The sequence below is a fragment of the Acidobacteriota bacterium genome, from assembly GCA_029861955.1.
Classification (GTDB): Bacteria; Acidobacteriota; Polarisedimenticolia; order Polarisedimenticolales; family Polarisedimenticolaceae; genus JAOTYK01.
The window spans coordinates 38,189-55,631 of record JAOTYK010000025.1; the positions used below are offsets into that span (position 1 = coordinate 38,189).

At 63.9% G+C, this 17,443-nt stretch carries 18 protein-coding genes; 6 read left to right on the top strand and 12 right to left on the bottom strand.

Going from position 1 to position 17,443, the window contains the following annotated elements:
* The first annotated feature begins 24 nt into the window (after window positions 1-24).
* Together OES25_12700 and OES25_12705 are read left to right on the top strand one after the other, a co-directional pair.
* Window positions 25-987 (top strand): hypothetical protein, encoded by a 963-nt coding sequence (locus tag OES25_12700; GenBank protein ID MDH3628496.1) that lies wholly within the window; start codon window positions 25-27, stop codon window positions 985-987.
* A 41-nt stretch (window positions 988-1,028) separates the two neighbouring features.
* Window positions 1,029-1,982, top strand: coding sequence for an MBL fold metallo-hydrolase (locus tag OES25_12705; GenBank protein MDH3628497.1), 954 nt, complete (start codon window positions 1,029-1,031; stop codon window positions 1,980-1,982).
* On the opposite strand, the gene dapF is transcribed toward OES25_12705, so the two are convergent.
* From dapF to hslV, 4 genes are read right to left on the bottom strand one after another with little or no spacing between them, the layout of a single operon-like run.
* A complete protein-coding gene (gene dapF / locus OES25_12710) occupies window positions 1,967-2,773 on the bottom strand; it encodes a diaminopimelate epimerase (GenBank protein MDH3628498.1) in 807 nt (268 codons plus the stop codon). The genes OES25_12705 and dapF overlap by 16 nt on opposite strands.
* Window positions 2,766-3,872, bottom strand: coding sequence for a fibronectin type III domain-containing protein (locus OES25_12715; protein ID MDH3628499.1), 1,107 nt, complete (start codon window positions 3,870-3,872; stop codon window positions 2,766-2,768). The genes dapF and OES25_12715 overlap by 8 nt, the downstream gene beginning before the upstream one ends.
* Window positions 3,873-3,892: 20 nt before the next feature.
* A complete protein-coding gene (gene hslU, locus OES25_12720) occupies window positions 3,893-5,302 on the bottom strand; it encodes an ATP-dependent protease ATPase subunit HslU (protein ID MDH3628500.1) in 1,410 nt (469 codons plus the stop codon).
* 2 nt (window positions 5,303-5,304) lie between these two features.
* The gene (gene hslV / locus OES25_12725) at window positions 5,305-5,844 is read right to left on the bottom strand and encodes an ATP-dependent protease subunit HslV (GenBank protein ID MDH3628501.1); all 540 of its coding nucleotides are present in this window, start codon (window positions 5,842-5,844) and stop codon (window positions 5,305-5,307) included.
* 242 nt (window positions 5,845-6,086) lie between these two features.
* Between hslV and OES25_12730 the strand changes: the two genes are divergently transcribed.
* From OES25_12730 to OES25_12740, 3 genes are all read left to right on the top strand, one after another.
* Window positions 6,087-6,608: a hypothetical protein gene (locus tag OES25_12730; GenBank protein ID MDH3628502.1), complete on the top strand. Its 522-nt coding sequence runs from the start codon at window positions 6,087-6,089 to the stop codon at window positions 6,606-6,608.
* A 91-nt stretch (window positions 6,609-6,699) separates the two neighbouring features.
* Window positions 6,700-7,665, top strand: coding sequence for an MBL fold metallo-hydrolase (locus tag OES25_12735; GenBank protein MDH3628503.1), 966 nt, complete (start codon window positions 6,700-6,702; stop codon window positions 7,663-7,665).
* Complete coding sequence (locus OES25_12740) at window positions 7,662-8,543, top strand: DUF72 domain-containing protein (GenBank protein ID MDH3628504.1); 882 nt, start codon at window positions 7,662-7,664, stop codon at window positions 8,541-8,543. The genes OES25_12735 and OES25_12740 overlap by 4 nt, the downstream gene beginning before the upstream one ends.
* Here OES25_12740 and OES25_12745 read toward each other — a convergent pair.
* The 8 genes from OES25_12745 to def are packed head-to-tail and all read right to left on the bottom strand — an operon-like array spanning window position 8,540 to window position 15,210.
* Complete coding sequence (locus OES25_12745) at window positions 8,540-9,697, bottom strand: saccharopine dehydrogenase NADP-binding domain-containing protein (GenBank protein MDH3628505.1); 1,158 nt, start codon at window positions 9,695-9,697, stop codon at window positions 8,540-8,542. The two genes, OES25_12740 and OES25_12745, sit on opposite strands and share 4 nt — an antisense overlap.
* Window positions 9,694-10,533, bottom strand: a complete 840-nt coding sequence (bamD, locus tag OES25_12750; GenBank protein MDH3628506.1) for an outer membrane protein assembly factor BamD — start codon at window positions 10,531-10,533, stop codon at window positions 9,694-9,696. Before bamD ends, OES25_12745 begins: the two co-directional genes overlap by 4 nt.
* Complete coding sequence (locus tag OES25_12755) at window positions 10,520-10,948, bottom strand: acyl-CoA thioesterase (GenBank protein MDH3628507.1); 429 nt, start codon at window positions 10,946-10,948, stop codon at window positions 10,520-10,522. The genes bamD and OES25_12755 overlap by 14 nt, the downstream gene beginning before the upstream one ends.
* Window positions 10,932-11,615 (bottom strand): ribulose-phosphate 3-epimerase, encoded by a 684-nt coding sequence (gene rpe / locus OES25_12760; GenBank protein MDH3628508.1) that lies wholly within the window; start codon window positions 11,613-11,615, stop codon window positions 10,932-10,934. The genes OES25_12755 and rpe overlap by 17 nt, the downstream gene beginning before the upstream one ends.
* Window positions 11,616-11,625: 10 nt before the next feature.
* Window positions 11,626-12,384, bottom strand: a complete 759-nt coding sequence (locus tag OES25_12765; GenBank protein ID MDH3628509.1) for a PASTA domain-containing protein — start codon at window positions 12,382-12,384, stop codon at window positions 11,626-11,628.
* 33 nt (window positions 12,385-12,417) lie between these two features.
* Window positions 12,418-13,758 (bottom strand): 16S rRNA (cytosine(967)-C(5))-methyltransferase RsmB, encoded by a 1,341-nt coding sequence (gene rsmB, locus OES25_12770; GenBank protein MDH3628510.1) that lies wholly within the window; start codon window positions 13,756-13,758, stop codon window positions 12,418-12,420.
* Window positions 13,739-14,683 (bottom strand): methionyl-tRNA formyltransferase, encoded by a 945-nt coding sequence (fmt, locus tag OES25_12775; protein ID MDH3628511.1) that lies wholly within the window; start codon window positions 14,681-14,683, stop codon window positions 13,739-13,741. Before fmt ends, rsmB begins: the two co-directional genes overlap by 20 nt.
* Complete coding sequence (gene def / locus OES25_12780) at window positions 14,680-15,210, bottom strand: peptide deformylase (protein ID MDH3628512.1); 531 nt, start codon at window positions 15,208-15,210, stop codon at window positions 14,680-14,682. The genes fmt and def overlap by 4 nt, the downstream gene beginning before the upstream one ends.
* 244 nt (window positions 15,211-15,454) lie before the next feature.
* Here def and OES25_12785 point away from each other — a divergent pair.
* On the top strand, window positions 15,455-17,443 hold a 1,989-nt coding region (locus OES25_12785), incomplete at its 3' end, for a FecR domain-containing protein (protein MDH3628513.1).

The following is a 17,443-nucleotide window of genomic DNA, read 5'->3' on the forward strand; positions in this document are numbered from 1 at the left end:
CGCACCGCAAGGGTGGATGAAGAAATGCAGTCGACGGTTTTGCCGCTTGCCGAAGAGATGGAAAGACGCATTCTCGCGCTGACCTGCGCCGAGAGTCCTCCCCAGGTCTTCAGGGCGCTGCTGGAGGGGTCGCGACTCGCCGCACCCCGAGCGGCCATCTTCCTGGTTCGACAAGGACAGTTCAAAGGATGGGGCTCGGTCGGGTTCGATACGACCGCAGCCGAGCAACAACGGGGAATGACGCTTCCTGCAGAGTCCGGTCTTCTTGCCGACGTCCTGTCGGCGAAATCGCCAGACCCGATCATTCGCGAAACGTCCGAAGGCAATCCGGATTTCGGACAGGACGCCGCTCAGACCCGTTTCGCCATCGCGATCCGTGTCAAGGATCGCGCCATCGCCATCCTGTATGCGGAGCAGTCGGGCAATGGGAGTTCCTGGTTGCCGCCGTTCTTGAATTCGCTGGTGGCGATTGCAGGGATTCGTCTCGAACTCGATCTCCTCAGAAAGAAAGTAGATCTGGCAACGCCGAAGCCTTCGACGCCCAGGGCGATGCCCACTGCGGCTCCTGCGGCGACTCCCGTCGTCGCTCCGGTACCTCGGGCCGCATCGCCCGAACCGGCACCGACCCCCGCTCCGACCCCGGTTCCGACCGCCGCTCCGACCGCGGTGCCGATCGCCGCGCCGACGGCTGTCGCCGAAGCGGCTCCTGCGGAAACGTCCACCGACCCCGGACTGGAGGCGGCCCGACGATTTGCGCGCCTTGTAGCGACGGACATCCGGCTCTACAACGAAGAAGCCGTGGTCCAGGGTCGACAGGCGGGTGACCTGGCGCAGCGACTGGCAGAACCGCTTGCCCGTGGCAAGGAGACCTATCAGCGACGTCACGGCGCTCTAGGGGCAACCGCCGTCGAGTTACTCCACGAGGCCTGCGTCCAGGTGCTGGCCTCCGGGGATGCCTCGCTACTCCCCCGCTCCTGCTTCGAGTAGTCCCGGTGGCCCGTCGTGGGGGCCGGTGGTAGATTTCTCGGATGCATGTTGCAGCCCGAATCGTTCTATTTGCGTTGTTCCTGAGCCTTGCCGTCCCGTGCCTGGCGACGGTGGCGTCTCCAGGTCCATTCGTCGTGATGGAGTTGGCAGACGGTGTCTGGCTCTACCGCGCCCCCGACGACAACCCTCGACTGAGTAACTCCCTGGTCGTCGAGCGGTCCGACGGCCTCCTGGTCGTCGATAGCCAGCCGACGCCCGTGTCCGCCGGTTTATTCAGGAAACAACTGGCGACACAACTCGACGCACCCATCCGCTACCTGGTGCTGTCCCATCCCCATGCGGAAGCGGCGGGAGGCGCCAGCGGATTCGACGACACCGGCGCTCTGCTCATCGGCTCCAGCGCCTTTAACCGCACGATGAAAGATCCCGAGTCCGACTTCGGCGCCGAGTGTCGCGACAAGATCGGCGATGGATGGGTCGACCCGCCGCGTCGGTCGGCCACCCTGGAGATTCTCTCCAGCACGCGTCTGGATGACGAGCGCAACACGGTCGATCTTCTCCCGCTCAAGCGCGGACACAGCCGGGGTGACATGACCGTGTCGCTCCCGGATCTGCGGCTGCTCTACATCGGTGGCGTGATCTACCCGGATCGGAATCCGTACATGAGGGACGGGTCGGCAGAGGGCAGCCTACGATTCTTCAACTCGCTCATTCGCGACAAGTACGCAACGATCGTCGGAATCCACGGGGACCCGATCGCCGAACTGGAACTGAAGCGACTGCGCGATGGACTCGCGTGGCTACGCGGCCGCATTACCTACCACTTCGTCCAGAAGGTGGCCGAGGCCGAGATCGCCGACAAGGTTCTGAACGACGAAGGGATCGAAGAACAATTCAACATGGACGCCCGACCCAATTTCGTTCGAAGCGTCGTTGAAAGCGCGATCACGGAGATGATCTCCGATCGGAAGAGCCGAGGCTACAACTCTCCGTAGGACGACTGCGACAGCCGACCCTCGAAGGCGTACGCCGCATCGCCAGTCATGCGTACTCGTCGAGGCTCACTACCTTCCGGTTCCATCGCGATCGTGATCGTGCCTCCGGAAAGAACCCGAAAATCCGAGCGACGCACGCCGTCGGTCAACCAGCGCACATACCCACAGGCGACTGCACCGCTTCCACACGCCAGGGTCTCTCCCTCGACACCCCGTTCCCAGGTACGAATCCTCGTGTCATCGAAGACGCTGACGTTGGCGCCGTCAGGCCCAAGATCCTCATGGTGGCGCAACGACGGTCCGAGTTGATCAAGGGGAAACTGATCCACCGCCGGTTGGCGCAGGACAACATGCGGGCACCCGGCATCGATTATTCTCGGCTGTAGCGGAGTCTCGCCGATGATCCACTCACGTTCGCCTCGATCGGTCGGAAGAGGGAGCGAGAGAACAACCCCTCCCTCGACGATCTCTGCCGGCACCTCGCCCTGAAGAGTCTCGAGGACCATCGACGTTTCGACCCAGCCGCGCCGATAGGCGTGAAGCGCTGCACAGCGACTACCGTTTCCACAGAACGCCTGGCTGCCGTCCGGATTCCAAAAACCGACGGAGACTCTCCCGGGACCGACCCGAGAAACCACCAGCAATCCATCGGACCCGATGGACTCGCGTCTCCGGCAGAGAGACCGGGCGACGCTTGCAAGATCGCCCAGGCGTGATGCCGACGACCCGTCGAGAACCACGAAATCGTTGCCGAGGCCATGCATCTTCGCGAAGCGCAGATCCTCAACCATCGGTCGTCTCGTCCGCACGAGCGCCTTCTCCCAACTCGAAACTCTCCTCGACGGACGGTGACGATTCGTTGGGTGGCGTTGAGCTATCGATCGCCGTCGCTCGGTAGTCCCTCACCCGACCGGTCGTCAGATCGCGATCGAGGAACGACGGTGTCGAGAGAGCGGCATCGTTCAGGCGAATCCAGTCTCCGTCATCGATCCGACGATAGAGGTGATAACCGGCCAGGTCGCGTTCCGTGCCGGGATTCCAGAACAGGCGAATACCGTCGCCCTCCTTGACCACCACCAGACCGTCCGGCGCGGTCGGCGCGAATCGATCTGCGGCGAGGATGGTCTTTGCAAGGCTGGGCGGGCCTTCCCGGAATGGGCGATCGGGCGCGAGGGCGACCCGAATCTCATAGCGATACTGCGAATCGGTGGTGACGTTCTGGTCGCGATACTCCGTACCGGTGATCGGCTGCGAATTGATCGGCTGGCGCGACGCAGGTCCACCGACCTCCTGACGATAGAGATTGTATTGGTACCCGCCTTCACCGGGTGGTTCGGTCCAGGAGAGACGAACCCCCTCGGAGGTGGCCCGCCCAGTCAACCCGATAGCCGCCGGGCCGAATGCGATCGGGACCAGATCCCGCGCGACGACGAGTGCCGAGGGGCGTCCTCGACGATCCAACACACGCACCCCGTAGCGCAGCGTCGAGCCCATCCCGCTGTCTTCCAGCGACCCGAGGTCATTGTCCGAGAGCTGCAGCGTCTGCCCGCTCTCAAGCGGTAACGCGTCGTGGGCCGCCACGGTGACACCTCGACGTCGAAACGCGTCGGGATCGGCCTGGGGCTCGACGGTCGAACCGTAGACGACCCGCACCAGTTCGGCCCGAACGGGTGTCTGATTCGGGTTCGCACCCCTTGGCCCCGGGACCACGAAGTCGACGAGAATCCGTTCCCCGAGTTGTCGAGCCCGGACCGCGGTCGGGGGCAGGGGTCCACGTGGCTCCGGCGGCAGGGGTCTCCCCTTCTTGCCACAGCCGGAGAGCAACGTCAGCAACGCCAGGAACGAGACGAGGAGCCATCGTTCGACCGTTCTGTTCGCAAAGAATCTCACGATGCGGGGAGTCTACAGGATCACAGCACGAACCGAGAGAGGTCCGTGTCCTCGATAATGTCCTGTAAGCGATCGACCACGTACTGGCGGTCGATGCGCACATGCGTCTCGCCGCGCTCCGACCCATCGAACGACACCTCGTCGAGGAGCCGCTCCATGACCGTCGGTAGCCGTCGAGCACCGATGTTTTCCGTCTTCTCGTTGACCGTCGCGGCGGCCTCGGCGATGGCGACGATCCCGTCCTCGGTAAATTCGAGGGTCACGCCCTCGGTGGCAAGTAGCGCCTCGTACTGACGCGGCAACGAGTTCTCGGGCTCCGACAGTATCCGGACCATCTCATCCCGCCCGAGAGAGTCGAGTTCGACGCGGATCGGTAGACGCCCCTGCAACTCGGGAATCAAGTCCGATGGTTTCGAGACGTGAAACGCGCCGGCGGCGATGAAGAGGATGTGGTCGGTCCGAACCATTCCGTACTTGGTGTGGACCAGGGTCCCCTCGACGATCGGCAGGAGATCTCGCTGAACGCCCTCGCGGGAAACATCCGGTCCCTGCCGATTGCCACCCCCGGCAATCTTGTCCAACTCGTCGATGAACAGGATTCCCGACTGCTCCACCCGTTCGATGGAATCTCGGGCCAGTTGGTCGGCGTCGATGAGCTTCTCTTCTTCCTCACGCAGCAGGGCGTCTCTTGCCTCGGTGATCGTCATCTTGCGCAGCTTCGACTTTCCCTGAAAGAGCCCGGGCATCATCTCCTTGAGATTCATGTCCATCTCTTCCATCCCACCGGGTGTGAACATCCGGAAGGCGGCCTGTGAAGACGAGGCGGCCTCGATCTCGACCATCCGCTCTTCGAACTCGCCGTTGTCCAGACGGGTCTCGAGGAGAGCGCGGCTACGCTCCCAGGAGGCCTGCTCCTCTTTCTCTCTTGTCTGCGAGTCGGCGTCCCCGACGGGGCGGGCGACGTGCGGACGGGGCGGCAGGAGTAGGTCGAGCAATCGAACGCGAACCGCCTGCTGAGCCTGGTTGGCGACCTGCCGGCTACGTTCCTGACGCAACAGGTCCATGCCGATCTCGACGAGGTCTCGGACCATCGATTCGACGTCCCGACCGACGTAGCCGACTTCCGTGAACTTGCTCGCCTCGACCTTCATGAAGGGCGATCCGGCCAGTCGCGCCAATCGGCGGGCGATCTCGGTCTTCCCGACACCGGTGGGACCGATCATCAGGATGTTCTTCGGGACGACCTCTTCTGCGATCTCCGGTGCGAGTCGCTGGCGTCGAATGCGATTCCGGAGCGCGATCGCCACGGCCCGCTTCGCCTGTCCCTGCCCGACGATGAACCGGTCGAGTTCCTCGACGATCTGACGAGGCGTCAGGTCTGTCGCGTCGATGGCGGGAGTTTCGCTGGAAGCCGGCATGTAGAAGACCATCGTCAGAGCTCCTCGATCGTGAGTTGATCGTTCGTGTAGATGTCCAGCCCCGCCGCGATTCGAAGCGAGCGCTCCGCAATTTCCCTGGCCGGAAGTTCGGTGTGATCCAACAGGGCGCGCGCCGCGGCAGTCGCCGCTACGCCGCCACTCCCGATGGCGAGGATCCCGTCGTCCGGCTCGATCAGATCTCCCGTTCCCGACAGAAGAAGCGTCTTGTTTCGGTCGGCGACAATCAACATCGCCTCGAGACGACGCAGCGCGCGATCCGTGCGCCACTCTCGAACCAGTTCCACCGCCGCGCGTTCCAGCTGCTCGGGATACTCGGCAAGCTTCCCCTCGAAGCGAGTGAGGAGTGCGAAGGCGTCTGCGGCGCCGCCGGCGAACCCCGCCAGCACCGAGCCCTCCGCCAGGAGGCGGACCTTCCGCGCACTGCCCTTGACGACGAGCCGGTCCAGGGTCACCTGGCCGTCGCCGGCCAGGGCCACGTGGGCATCTCGGCGCACCGCCAGCACGGTCGTTCCAACGATTTCCGGTCGTTTCATGGTCGATTCACCTGTGGGTTAGAGCGTCAGGATAGCCCGCGGCCCGCGCCTCCTGCCAACGGGACCTCTGCGGCGGACGCCGGACCGTCAGAACGTCCTCTCCAAAGGACAATCTTCGTGAAAGCGGAGAACCGTACCCTGCCCGCCATATCCTCTAAACCAAACCTGTAAAAGGGTTTAGACAACATTCGGGAGAGTTGGCAAGCCCTTCGCAATAGACGTGGCTACGAAAGGAGATCAACATGCGACGTCTCATCCCTCGGTACCTCGGCCTGACAGCTTTGATCACCCTGGGTCTTCTCGCGGCTGCACCGGCCGCCGCCTTCGACGGGCCCGGTCATCGAAACTCGTCCAAGAGTCATCGGTCCAACGGCCACAAGGCTTACGGCCACAAATCTCATGGACATAAAGCCCACGGAGCCAAGTACCGTGGACACAAGCGTCGGCACGGGGCGAGAGATCATCGAGGCCGCTACGGCATCGACTATCGCTACCAGCCGGTTCGGCACTATCGACCGCGTCATCGTGAGCGATTCACGGCGCCCCGTTTGATCGTCCGAAACCAGGCTCATCGATATGATCCTTACTACTTCGACGATTTCTACTACAGACCTCATCGTCATCAGCACTCGGTCTATCGCTTCCCCGTTCGGATCGAAGGTCGGTGGGTCCATCGCCCCTTCGAGTATTGCGAAGGCTCGCTGTTTGTCTCCGGCGGGTTCTCGGTGGAACGACCGCGTTTCCGTGTCTCCGTTAATTTCTGATAGCTACCTTCCCTCCTGATTAGGGGTCGGGCGAAAGCCCGGCCCCTTTTTTTGCGATCCCCGCCCAGCGGTGTGGCGTTACCATGCCTCCATGATCCGCCCCGCCCCGGTTGCCCTCGGCCTGCTTCTCATCGTGTGCAGTGCCGTCCTGCTCGTCGGTTGCGGCGAGGGGCCCGAGGACGCCGACCGCCCTGTTTCCGGTCCGCGGGTTCTTGTTCTCGGAACCGCCCAGGATGGCGGGTTGCCCCATGTCGCCTGTCGTTGCGATCGCTGCGAGGCGGCCCGACGAGACCCGGCGTCAAGACGCCGCGTCTCGAGTCTCCTTCTTGAAACAGTCGATCCTCCACGTCGCTACCTGATCGATGCCACGCCCGACCTCCCCGAGCAGCTGGCCTCGCTCACGGCACGAATCGAAGAGGCCCGCGTCGATCGACGACCCCTCGATGGCATCTTCCTGACCCACGCCCACATCGGACACTATCTGGGCCTGGCCTACCTCGGATTCGAGGCGATGCACGCACCGGGAATCCCCGTCCATTGCACGCCGAGGTTCGCGTCGTTCCTCGAGAGCAACGGACCGTGGGAGCAACTCGTTCGACTGGAGAACATTCGTCTCATGCCCATGGACGACGAGCGCGTGCTGGAAGGCGGTCTACGAATCCGCGCGATACCGGCACCCCATCGTGACGAGTACACCGACACCGTCGCGTTCCTGATCGAGGGCCCGACGTCACGTGTGCTCTTCGCGCCGGACACCGATGACTGGGTCAACTGGGAGCCACCCATCGAGTCGTGGTTGGCAGACGTTGACGTCGCCATCCTCGACGGAACGTTCTACTCCTACGATGAACTCCCCGGCCGCGATGTGGGCAGTGTCGGGCATCCGCTGATTTCAGAGAGCATCGATCGGTTCTCCGCGATGAAGGGTCAACGGGGCGAGATCTACTTCACACACTTCAATCATTCGAACCCGGTTCTTCAGAATGGACCGGCGTTGGAGCGGTTGCGAAAGGCGGGCTTTCATCGGCTGGAAGACGGTTCGCAGTTCCCGCTGTGAGCCGGAGCGTACGGATCGGTCTCGCAGGATGGGACTATCCGGACTGGTCTGGTGTCGTCTATCCGGCAAGGAGTTCGTCCCGCTTCGACCGACTCGAATGGATCAGCCGGTTCGTCGATGTGATCGAGGTCAACGCGAGCTTCTACCGACACGTCGCGGCGTCGACCAGTCGGTCGTGGGCGACCCGCGTCGCGGATCGACCGGACTTTCGTTTTACCGCCAAGTCTCACCGCGACTGGACGCACGGCCACGAGGACCTGGTCGAGAGTGCCGTCTCCGAGACGCTCCGAGGTCTCGAGCCCCTCTCGACGGCCGGGAGGCTGCTCTGCATCCTCGTGCAGTTCCCCCAACGGTTTCACAGAACCGAAGAGAATCGACGGCGCCTCGAGCGGATCCGACTCGCGTGCGACTCGCTCCCCTGGGCCGTCGAACTACGGCATCGGTCCTGGGATCACCCCGAGACGTTCGAGTGGCTTACGACGCACCAGATCAATTGGTGCGCCATCGACCAGCCACGCGCGTCGCGTCAGGTGCTGAAACTGATACCGAGAGTCACCGGGAAGATCGCCTACCTGCGGTTCCACGGCCGAAACAGCCGCGAGTGGTTCGCCGCCGACACGAATCGCGACCGGCGATACGACTATCTGTACTCCGGTGCCGAGGTTGCGGAGTTCGCGGGGTGCGTGGAGAGCCTCGCGAAGCCGGCCGAACAGCTCGTTGCGATCCAGAACAATCACTTTCGAGGACAGGCACTCGTCAATGCACTCCAATTGCTCCACGTTTTGACGGGGGAGCGCCCACCCGCACCGCAGGAACTCGTCCATCACTACCCCGCGTTGGAGGATCAGGTGACGGTGCGGCGGGACACACTCTTCTAGGATCGTAGCGGCGTCGATTGGATCTCGTGATGGATCTCGACGCCTCGCCCCCGTAGTTCCGCCAACATGCGTTCGGTCAGGTCCGCGCGTGCGCCCAGGATCTCCGGCGGAGTAATGCCGGCCGTTTTCCATGAACCATCCGCAACCATTCGCGTCACGATAGCGCATGGGAACCCCGTGGTTCGGGCCATCGACGTGGCACCGGTTTCCCGGTCGGTTCGGTCGTAGAGATCCCATCGCTCGGTCCGTTCCTCGCCGGCCGATCTACCCCGAACCACGACCCGCATCACGGTAAACTCCTCGTCCCCCGGTCGCGGCTCCCATCGCGAGAACATCAGGTTCTCCGTCAGGGAACGGGGCCGGACCATGACCCCATCAATCTCGATCGGTGACTCGTCGAAGAATCCGGTATGACTCAACATCGCCATCCGGTCGGCATGACCGGGATAGCGGAGCGTCTTCTCGCACATCGTCGGCGAAGGGATCGTCTCGAGCAGCGAGCGCAGCCCGTCGGTGAGAAACGCCTCGAGTGTGCCGACCCGTTCAAATTCGACGTTCTCGATCTCGGTGAGCGGTGGGACGACGATATCCACGCCTCCGCGACGCATCCGGCACGGCCGCGTGTACTCCTCGACGACATCTGTCGGCGAGAACACCGACTGGTATTCGAACGGCCAGCGTCGAGTGACCGGCAACCCTCCGACCATGATCTCAACATCCAGGACGTCGTCCATTTCCGCCGCCGAACGTCCGACGAACCAGTTCGACAGGCCGGGTGCGACACCGCAATCCACGACAACGGGGACGTTGCGCTGCGCGGCGAGGTCGTTCAACCGACTCGAATCTTCCGGGACGAATGAGATGTCGACCAGCGGCGTCCCCGCCTCGATGGCCGCGCTCTGCAGCACATGGCCCAGAGCCCCCGGGACCGCGCCCACGACCACGTCTGCCGATTCGACCCGCTGCTTGACCGCCGCCGAGTCGGCAAGGTCGGTGACCTCGGTGCGAACGCGCGGACCCGCGACTCTCTGAAGCGCCTGCGGGTCGCGATCACAGACCGTGACCTGAAGCCCGTCGTCGCCGGCGAGATCGAGTGCGATCAGGCCACCGACCCGACCCGCGCCCAGAACGACCACGCGAACCGCTTGACTCACGGTGCCGCCGCAGCGTCCGGCGTGCGTGATTTCCGCTCGGACGCGTCGCTGAGCATCTTGCGGATCTGACCGGCGTAGCGGCTGCTGGGAAAATCGGCCAGAACCTTGCTGAGGTAGATCTTGCCTTCCTCCGTGTTGCCCGGCAGCAACGATTGCCCGAGGAGGAAGTAGACCGTTTCCAGGTCGTAGTAGTTCGGATACTCGGTCAACGCTCGCCGGAAGCGACCGGAAGCCGCGATATGCGCGCCCCGTTTTTCGTAAAACCTACCGACGAGCAGGTCATGTTCGGCGAGGTTTGACTCGGCCTTGATCCGCATGGTCCGTGCGGCACCTGCGTAAAGCGAACTCGGCCAACGCGTCTCGACCTGGCGAAAGTCCGCGATGGCCTGGAAGGTCTCGCTCTGGTCTCTCGACGGGTGAACGATCTGGAGCAACACGCAGATCCCGGTCTGCAGCTGGGCGTACGGCGCGAGGTCGTGATCCCCGTAAAGCGTCACGAAGTCCTGGTACAGCGAGCGGGCATCGATCCAGGCCAGCGAACTGCCCTTGTAGAACGTGGCATCGGCAAGAGCAAGACGGAGGAGTGGCTCGATCTCCTTACGATTCGGTGAGTCGTAAGAGTCCACGCGGCTCAGCACCTTGATCGCGGGCGACAACTCACCTTCGGCGATCAGCTGTCTGCCAAGGTCGTAACGCTCCTGGGCATCGAGGAACTCGTTCATCCGCGGGTCCTTCTTCCCGCAACCGACGAGCGCACCCGTGGCGACGAGTAGACCAACCACACCAAGACCCACAACCCGGCCAAGCCGCAACTTCAAGACGTCAACTCCCGCCATGCTGTAATCGCTCCCGAAGATTGGCCGGCAAACGACGCGGTCGCCCCTCGGGTCCAACCGCTCCGTGTTCGGTGGCGCCGGTCGCCACCATCCGACCATCCTGCCCATCGATCTGATACTCGAAACGGACTCGCGATGCGCCGACGCTCACGAGACGGGTCTCGACGACGAGTCGCTCATCGTAGCGCGCAGAACGCCTATAGCGCACCTCTGCTCGGGTGACGGGGAAATAGACACCCTCGTCCTCTAGTTCTCCGTAGGGAAACCCGATTTCGCGCATCCATTCCGTTCGGCCCAATTCAAACCAGACCAGGTAATGACCGTGATAGGCCACACCCATCCGGTCGGTCTCGGGGTAGCGCACCCGCGTCTCTACACGGCCAAGCAGCGGACCGACGTCAGCAGGTCTGTTCAAGGTTCGCAAACTCCGCCAGACGCCGCACCATCCGTGCCGTCGTCTCCGTTGGCTCCCCGCCACCGAAGACCGCGGACCCGGCAACGATCATGTCGACTCCCGACTCGGTCACCTGCTGAAGATTGTCCTCGGTCACCCCGCCATCGATCTCGATACGAACATCCAGCCCGCGCTCGACGAGGGTCCGACGAAGACGACGCGCCTTATCGAGCACGCCTGGAATCAACGTCTGCCCGCCGAATCCGGGATTGACCGACATCAGCAGGACGAAATCGGTCTGGTCCAGGACCTCTTCCAGCACGGAAAGCGGCGTGGCGGGGTTGAGGACCACACCGGCGCGCGCGCCAAGCTCTCTGATTCTGGCCAGGGTCCGATGGAGATGGGGCACGGTCTCCTGGTGCACCGAGATCATGTCGGCGCCGGCCTCCCGGAATGCCTCGAGATAGCGGTCCGGCTCCGCAATCATCAGGTGACAATCCACCGGCAACTCGGTGCTACGGCGGACGGCCTCGGCGATGAGGGGTCCGATGGTGATGTTGGGGACGAAGTGCCCATCCATCACGTCGACATGGATGATCCCTGCGCCACCCGCCTCGACAGCCCGGACCTGTTCACCGAGTCGGGCGAAGTCGGCAGACAGGATGGAAGGTGCAAGGATGGCCGCCACGTCAATCTCCTCAGTGAACGATAGTCAGTTCGACGATGTCTCGTGCTCGGATGGGATGCCCCGAGAGAGGCGACTGCCCGATGACTGTCCCGGGTTCGAGCCCGGACATCGTAACCCGGCGGACGGCCCCCCGCCTAAACCCGGCGGCATCGAGCCAGCGTGAGGCCGTGGCCTGGGACTCGCCCGTAAGATCCGGCATCACCCAGACGATGGGGCGCGAACCACTGGAGACCAGGCGATGGATGCGTGTGTTGGGAACGGCCGGCGATAGGGGCGGTGGAACCTGACTGATGATCCTGCCGGTTTCAACCTTCGAAGAAAACACACGCACCTCGTCGCCGGCCACCAACCCCTGACGACGCAACTCGATCGTCATCGTTCGAGACGTCTCGTGAGTGAGATCCGGCACCTCGAGCACCTGCCCCCCGAGGCTGACGATCAGCTTGATCCGGCGTCCCCGCCGCACGGATGAATCCGGCGGAGGCACCTGCTGCAGGATCCGACCACTGGCGACGGCGGGATCGTGGCGTTGGTCGACCACCTCGGTGATCAACGAGACGGATCCTGCCATCTCCCCTGCCGCCTCGAGTGTCAGTCCGCGCAGGTCCGGCACCCGAGTCTCGGTCGCACGTTGGTCGCCACGCATGGAGTAGAAGAACGCCATGACGAATGCGATCCCCATGAGGGTCGCGGTTGCAATTCCCCAGGCCGCGGCGGCAAGGACGCGTCGCATGGGCGGCAGGGTCGGCATTCGGACTCGTATCTTCAACCGGATCTCCGGGGGCCAGAAGACCCCATGACTCTAACGCCGATGGAGCACCGCTGCAAAGAATCCGTCGACACCGACGGCCGGATCGGTGACCAGGTAACCCTCGGGGGTCACGAACTCCCTCGCGCGACCCGATACGCGCTCGGCGGCCGAGGCCACGACGATGTCGTCACGGTCTGCCAGCACGGTCTCGATGACGTCCGGCCCCTCCTCCCGTTCGATGGAACAGGTAGAGAAGACCACCTCGCCACCTGGCGCCAGTCGCTCACAGGCGCGTGTCAGGAGCCTGACCTGCCGTTCGCGATAACGACGGAGGTCGGCTTCCGTCAGGCGCCAGCGGATCTCCGGGTGGCGCCGCAAGGTCCCGGTCCCACTGCACGGCGCATCGACCACGACTCGATCGAATCGACCCTGCAGAGCCCAGGGCTCGGCGCATCCGTCAAGCGCGGCGGTCAGCGGCGCCTCGAGTCCACATCGAGCCAGGTTCTGTTGAACTTTTCGGAGCCGCCTCCAGTACCGATCGGCCGCCACGACGGTCGAACCGTTGTCGTATCGCGCGGCGAGTTGGAGGGTCTTCCCCCCGGGGGCGGCGCAGAGATCCAGAACCCTCGCCTGCGAGCAGGGCGACAGGAGCGAGACCACCAGCTGGGCCGCCTCGTCCTGGACCCAGCAATCCCCGCCGGCAAGGGGGGCGGTGACGCTGCGGAGTCCCTCGGAGATGTGGACCGCCGTGTCCGCAAATTCGCCGCGACAGGCGGCCACGCCCTCAGTGGTTCGGTCGGCGACGAATCGGTCGACGGAGATCCTCGTCGTGTTGACGTGCACGGTGAGAGGGGGCGGCTCGTTGCCGAGACGAAGCATCGCCTCGATGGACTCCGCGTCGCGCGTTTTCAGAAGACGCTCGACCCACCAGTCCGGATAGGAATAACGAAGGGCCAGGGCCGCGTCGTCGTCAGGCAGCAGCGTATCTTTCTGTCGAGCGATGGTGCGCAGGATGGCGTTAACGAAACCGGTCGCCGGGCCACCTCCCCGGCGACGGATCCCCTCGACGGCGGCATCGACCGTCGCGAACTCGGGGACACGATCCAGGAACAGCAACTCGAAGGTCGCGAGGCGCAGCGGAATCGGCAGATCGCGGCCCATCTGACCCAGTGGCCGGCTGGAGGCACCTTCGATGACATGATCCAGCAGACGACGTTGTCGCAGGACACCCATCACCAGTGCATGCATCAGACTGACGTCACGTGGATCGTTCAGGCGGTCCGACGCTCGGTCGAGGAGAGGTTGGGCATGGGCCCCCGCCCGTTCGACGCGCTCGAGGGTGGCGACCGCCAGCTCCCGCGCCGTCACGACGTCAGCCGGTCGCGGATTCAAGTTGATCCCCGATGGCAAGTTGTCGGCCGTTCAGAGCATCCTGGATCGGCATCGCTCGCTTCCCCTCAGGCTGCACGGCGGTGAGGATCGCAGCCCCCTGACCACACACCAACACGACCGAGTCCCCCACCCGGGCCAGCGTTCCCGCGGGTGACCCCTCAATCGGCGGGCCGCCGTAGAGCTCGGCCTCCACCAACCGGATCCTTCGCCCCCCTCGCATCAGCCAGACACCCGGCCAGGGATCGAAGCCTCGCACCTTGCCCACTAATTCGCCGGCCTGGCCCGCGGGGTCCACATGTCCATCTTCGCGTCGCAAGATCGGAGCATAGCTTGCCCGGCTATGATCCTGGGGTGTTGCGTCGAGCGAACCGGACGTGAGTCCGGCCAACGTGTCGACCAGGAGTTCCGCGCCGTGCACGGACAACCGCTCCTGCAGCGACGGTGCGTGTTCTCCGACCAGGATGGGAACGGTCCGGGTCAGGTAGACATCGCCCTCATCCATGGCGCGACTCAGGCGCATGGTGCTGACGCCTGTCTCGGTCTCACCGTTGGCAAGTGCCCACTGCACGGGAGCGGCTCCTCGATATCGGGGCAACAGCGAGAAGTGGACATTGATCGAGCCGAACGGCCAATCCTCACGCAGAGACCGTCCGAGCATGCGTCCGTAGGCCACGACGACGAGGGCGTCGGGAGAGGATTCGACGATCCGCTGCCTGAAAGCCGGCTCGCGAAGGGAGGACGGCTGCAGGACCTCGACCCCCAGATCGATCGCCGCTCGTTTCACCGGTGTGGGTTGAGCTCGCCCGGAGCGGCCGATCGGTCGGTCGGGTCGGGTGACGACAAACTCCAGGGAGTGCCCCGCGCGGACGATCGCCTGCAACGTCGGGACCGCCGACGCCGGCGTGCCGAAGAAGACCAGCTTCAAGAGGGATCCGCTGGGTGCCAGTCGTCCGCTTCGATCCGCTTCTTGATTTTCTTCTTGATCAGGTTTCGTTTGAGGGACGATAGGTTGGACAGAAACGTCTTGCCCGACAAGTGCTCACATTCGTGGAGGATCACCCGGGCAAACATACCCTCGGCTTCTAGAGTGAACGGCTCACCATCGAAATTGAGGGCCTCGACGACAACTCGCTCCGCCCGTTGGACATCGAATGTAATGTCGGGAAACGAGAGACAGCCCTCCTCGCCCAGCTGTGTTCCGTCGGCATCGAGGATCTTCGGATTGACGAAGACGAACAGCTGTCCTTCCTCCTCCCCGGCACTGAGATCGACGACGCAGACCCGGCGATTGTCTCCGACCTGATTGGCCGCGAGACCGATCCCGGGGGCCGCGTTCATCGTCTCGGCCATATCTCGGATCAACTGTCGGAGGTCGTCATCGACCCCGTCGACCGGGACGGTCGGCTTGAGGAGGATCGGTTCGGGGTAGAGAACGATTGGTAGGATGGCCATGATCTGTCCGAAAACCGAAAATTATCACCGGGCCTTCGAAAGCGTCAAGGGAGCCATCTGGCGGCCGGCAGGTGTCACCATCCAGAGACAGTGTCCACTTCTGGTGAGGACGAACGGCCCATTACAGGCCTAAATCAAGGACTTTTGCGGGCAAATGGAGCCCAAAAGCTGGCACGTTTGATGCAATTCACACCGGTGACCCGACTGTGCGGCAGAGAGAATTCGACGGCGCAAGGAGAGAACGATGAACAGCACAAAACAAACCCCCAATCGCTGGCGGACCCTTCGGTGGAGCAGCATCGGGTTGTTCCTGGCGATCGCCTCCCTCGCGCCACTGGCCGCTCAGAGCGGCAACGACACCTACCGATACGACGACAAGAAGGGCGACGACGCCGGTTACGCCGATGGTGCCTACGGGCGTATCCAGTTCGCAGATAACGGCCTGACCGTCCGTCGCTCCGTCCTCACGGATAACGGCGATTCGGGATCGGACGTCGGTCCCAATACGCCGATCTACCCCGGTGACACGCTGCTCACGGGTCACGACCAGCGCGGAGAGGTCGAGCTGGGCGACGGTTCGTTGGTCCGGTTTGACCGTGGCTCCGAGTTGACCTTCCTTTCGATGCCGTCTCCTTACGCGGAGATCCAGGACAACACGATCCTTCAACTCTCCACAGGCGCGATACGCATCCTGACCCTCACCGATTTCGACGGCGACGGAGAGGAGTTCCGCATCGACACCCCGACAGCATCGATCTACGTCCTGGATGCCGGTGATCTGCGCATCGAGGTTAACGCGAATGGTGTGACCGATGTGACCTCCCGGCGCGGGGTCGCCGAACTCGTCGGAACCGATGGCGCAGTCATCGTTCGTGCTGGCACACGCAGCACGGTTCGCCACGCGTCACGCCCGACAAGGCCCGAACCGTTCAATACGTTTGTCAGCGACTCGTTCGACCGTTGGGTCGACGAGCGCGATGACTTCTACCAATCACGCGACCGCTACGCCGGTAACAGCGGCGACGGCGCGTACGACAGCTTGCCCGACGAGGTCCGCCCGTACTACCGCGAACTCTCGTCTCAGGGCGGTTGGCGTCACACGGCCGACTACGGCTGGGTCTGGTCGCCGCACGATGTGCCGGCAGGCTGGCGTCCCTACCGTCTCGGTCGCTGGGACTATGGCCCCGGTGGCTACTTCTGGGTCTCCTCCGAGCCGTGGGGCTGGGCGCCCTACCGTTACGGGCGGTGGAACTGGGTCAGTGGGTTCGGCTGGAGCTGGTGCCCCGGCCGAGTCTTCGGCGGAGCCTGGGTCGCCTGGTCCTGGGGTAACGTCCACGTCGGCTGGACCGCGCTGAACTACTGGAACCAGCCCTGCTATGCAGGCCCGATCTACTACGGCTATTACGATCCGTATGCGTGGACCTTCGTCCGCTATGGACACTTCCGACACCGATACTCTGATCGGTACGCGGTGCCGGTCCACTCGATCCGAGACGAGCTCCGCGGATCCGCTGTTTCGACACGCCCGCCGCGGGTCGCGCCGGGTCGTCTGGCCAACTCCGAGTCGGCTCGACGAGAAGCGGTGCTGCGAGTCCGTGGGGACGATCGAAATCGGATCAACCCCGTCGTTCGGAATCGACCTACCCGTGATTCGGTGCGGGATACCGATCGGATCGTCAGGGATCAAATCTCGCGTGGCGATCTGCAGCGCGGCGATCGATTCTCGGGTGACCGGACTCCGACAACACGCGGGGCCCATGCAAGAACACTGACCCGTCCCGGCGGAGACAACCGACCGTCATCTGCGAGACCGGAGCGAAAGCCTCGGGTGGAGACCGGTGACGATTCGCGGATGCGTACGATCTACGACCGCATGAGCCGACCGCGAACGACCCGGGATCGGACCGATGAATCCGCCGACCGCGGACGATCGTCGTCCGCCGGATCGACCGCCGAACGCAGACCTTCTCGTCGACCTGCCGTCGAGAACAATCGCGGCAGCGACTCCTCTGCATCGTCACGATCACGCTCGGCCCGCCCGACGACACCGCGACGACAGCCTTCGTCCCAGCCGCGGTCCACGCCGCAGCCGCGTCGACAGCCTTCGTCCCAGCCGCGGTCCACGCCGCAGCCGCGTCGACAGCCTTCGTCTCAGCCGCGGTCCACGCCGCAACCGCGACGACAGCCTTCGTCCCAGCCGCGGTCCACGCCGCAGCCGCGTCGACAGCCTTCG

Excerpts from the sequence above, each read along its gene's own strand:
- OES25_12735 (MDH3628503.1), top strand. The coding sequence starts at position 6,700 with ATGATCCGCCCCGCCCCGGTTGCCCTCGGCCTGCTTCTCATCGTGTGC.
- def (MDH3628512.1), bottom strand. The coding sequence starts at position 15,210 with ATGGCCATCCTACCAATCGTTCTCTACCCCGAACCGATCCTCCTCAAG.
- OES25_12730 (MDH3628502.1), top strand. The coding sequence starts at position 6,087 with ATGCGACGTCTCATCCCTCGGTACCTCGGCCTGACAGCTTTGATCACC.
- OES25_12700 (MDH3628496.1), top strand. The coding sequence starts at position 25 with ATGCAGTCGACGGTTTTGCCGCTTGCCGAAGAGATGGAAAGACGCATT.
- OES25_12705 (MDH3628497.1), top strand. The coding sequence starts at position 1,029 with ATGCATGTTGCAGCCCGAATCGTTCTATTTGCGTTGTTCCTGAGCCTT.
- bamD (MDH3628506.1), bottom strand. The coding sequence starts at position 10,533 with ATGGCGGGAGTTGACGTCTTGAAGTTGCGGCTTGGCCGGGTTGTGGGT.
- hslU (MDH3628500.1), bottom strand. The coding sequence starts at position 5,302 with ATGGTCTTCTACATGCCGGCTTCCAGCGAAACTCCCGCCATCGACGCG.
- dapF (MDH3628498.1), bottom strand. The coding sequence starts at position 2,773 with ATGGTTGAGGATCTGCGCTTCGCGAAGATGCATGGCCTCGGCAACGAT.
- hslV (MDH3628501.1), bottom strand. The coding sequence starts at position 5,844 with ATGAAACGACCGGAAATCGTTGGAACGACCGTGCTGGCGGTGCGCCGA.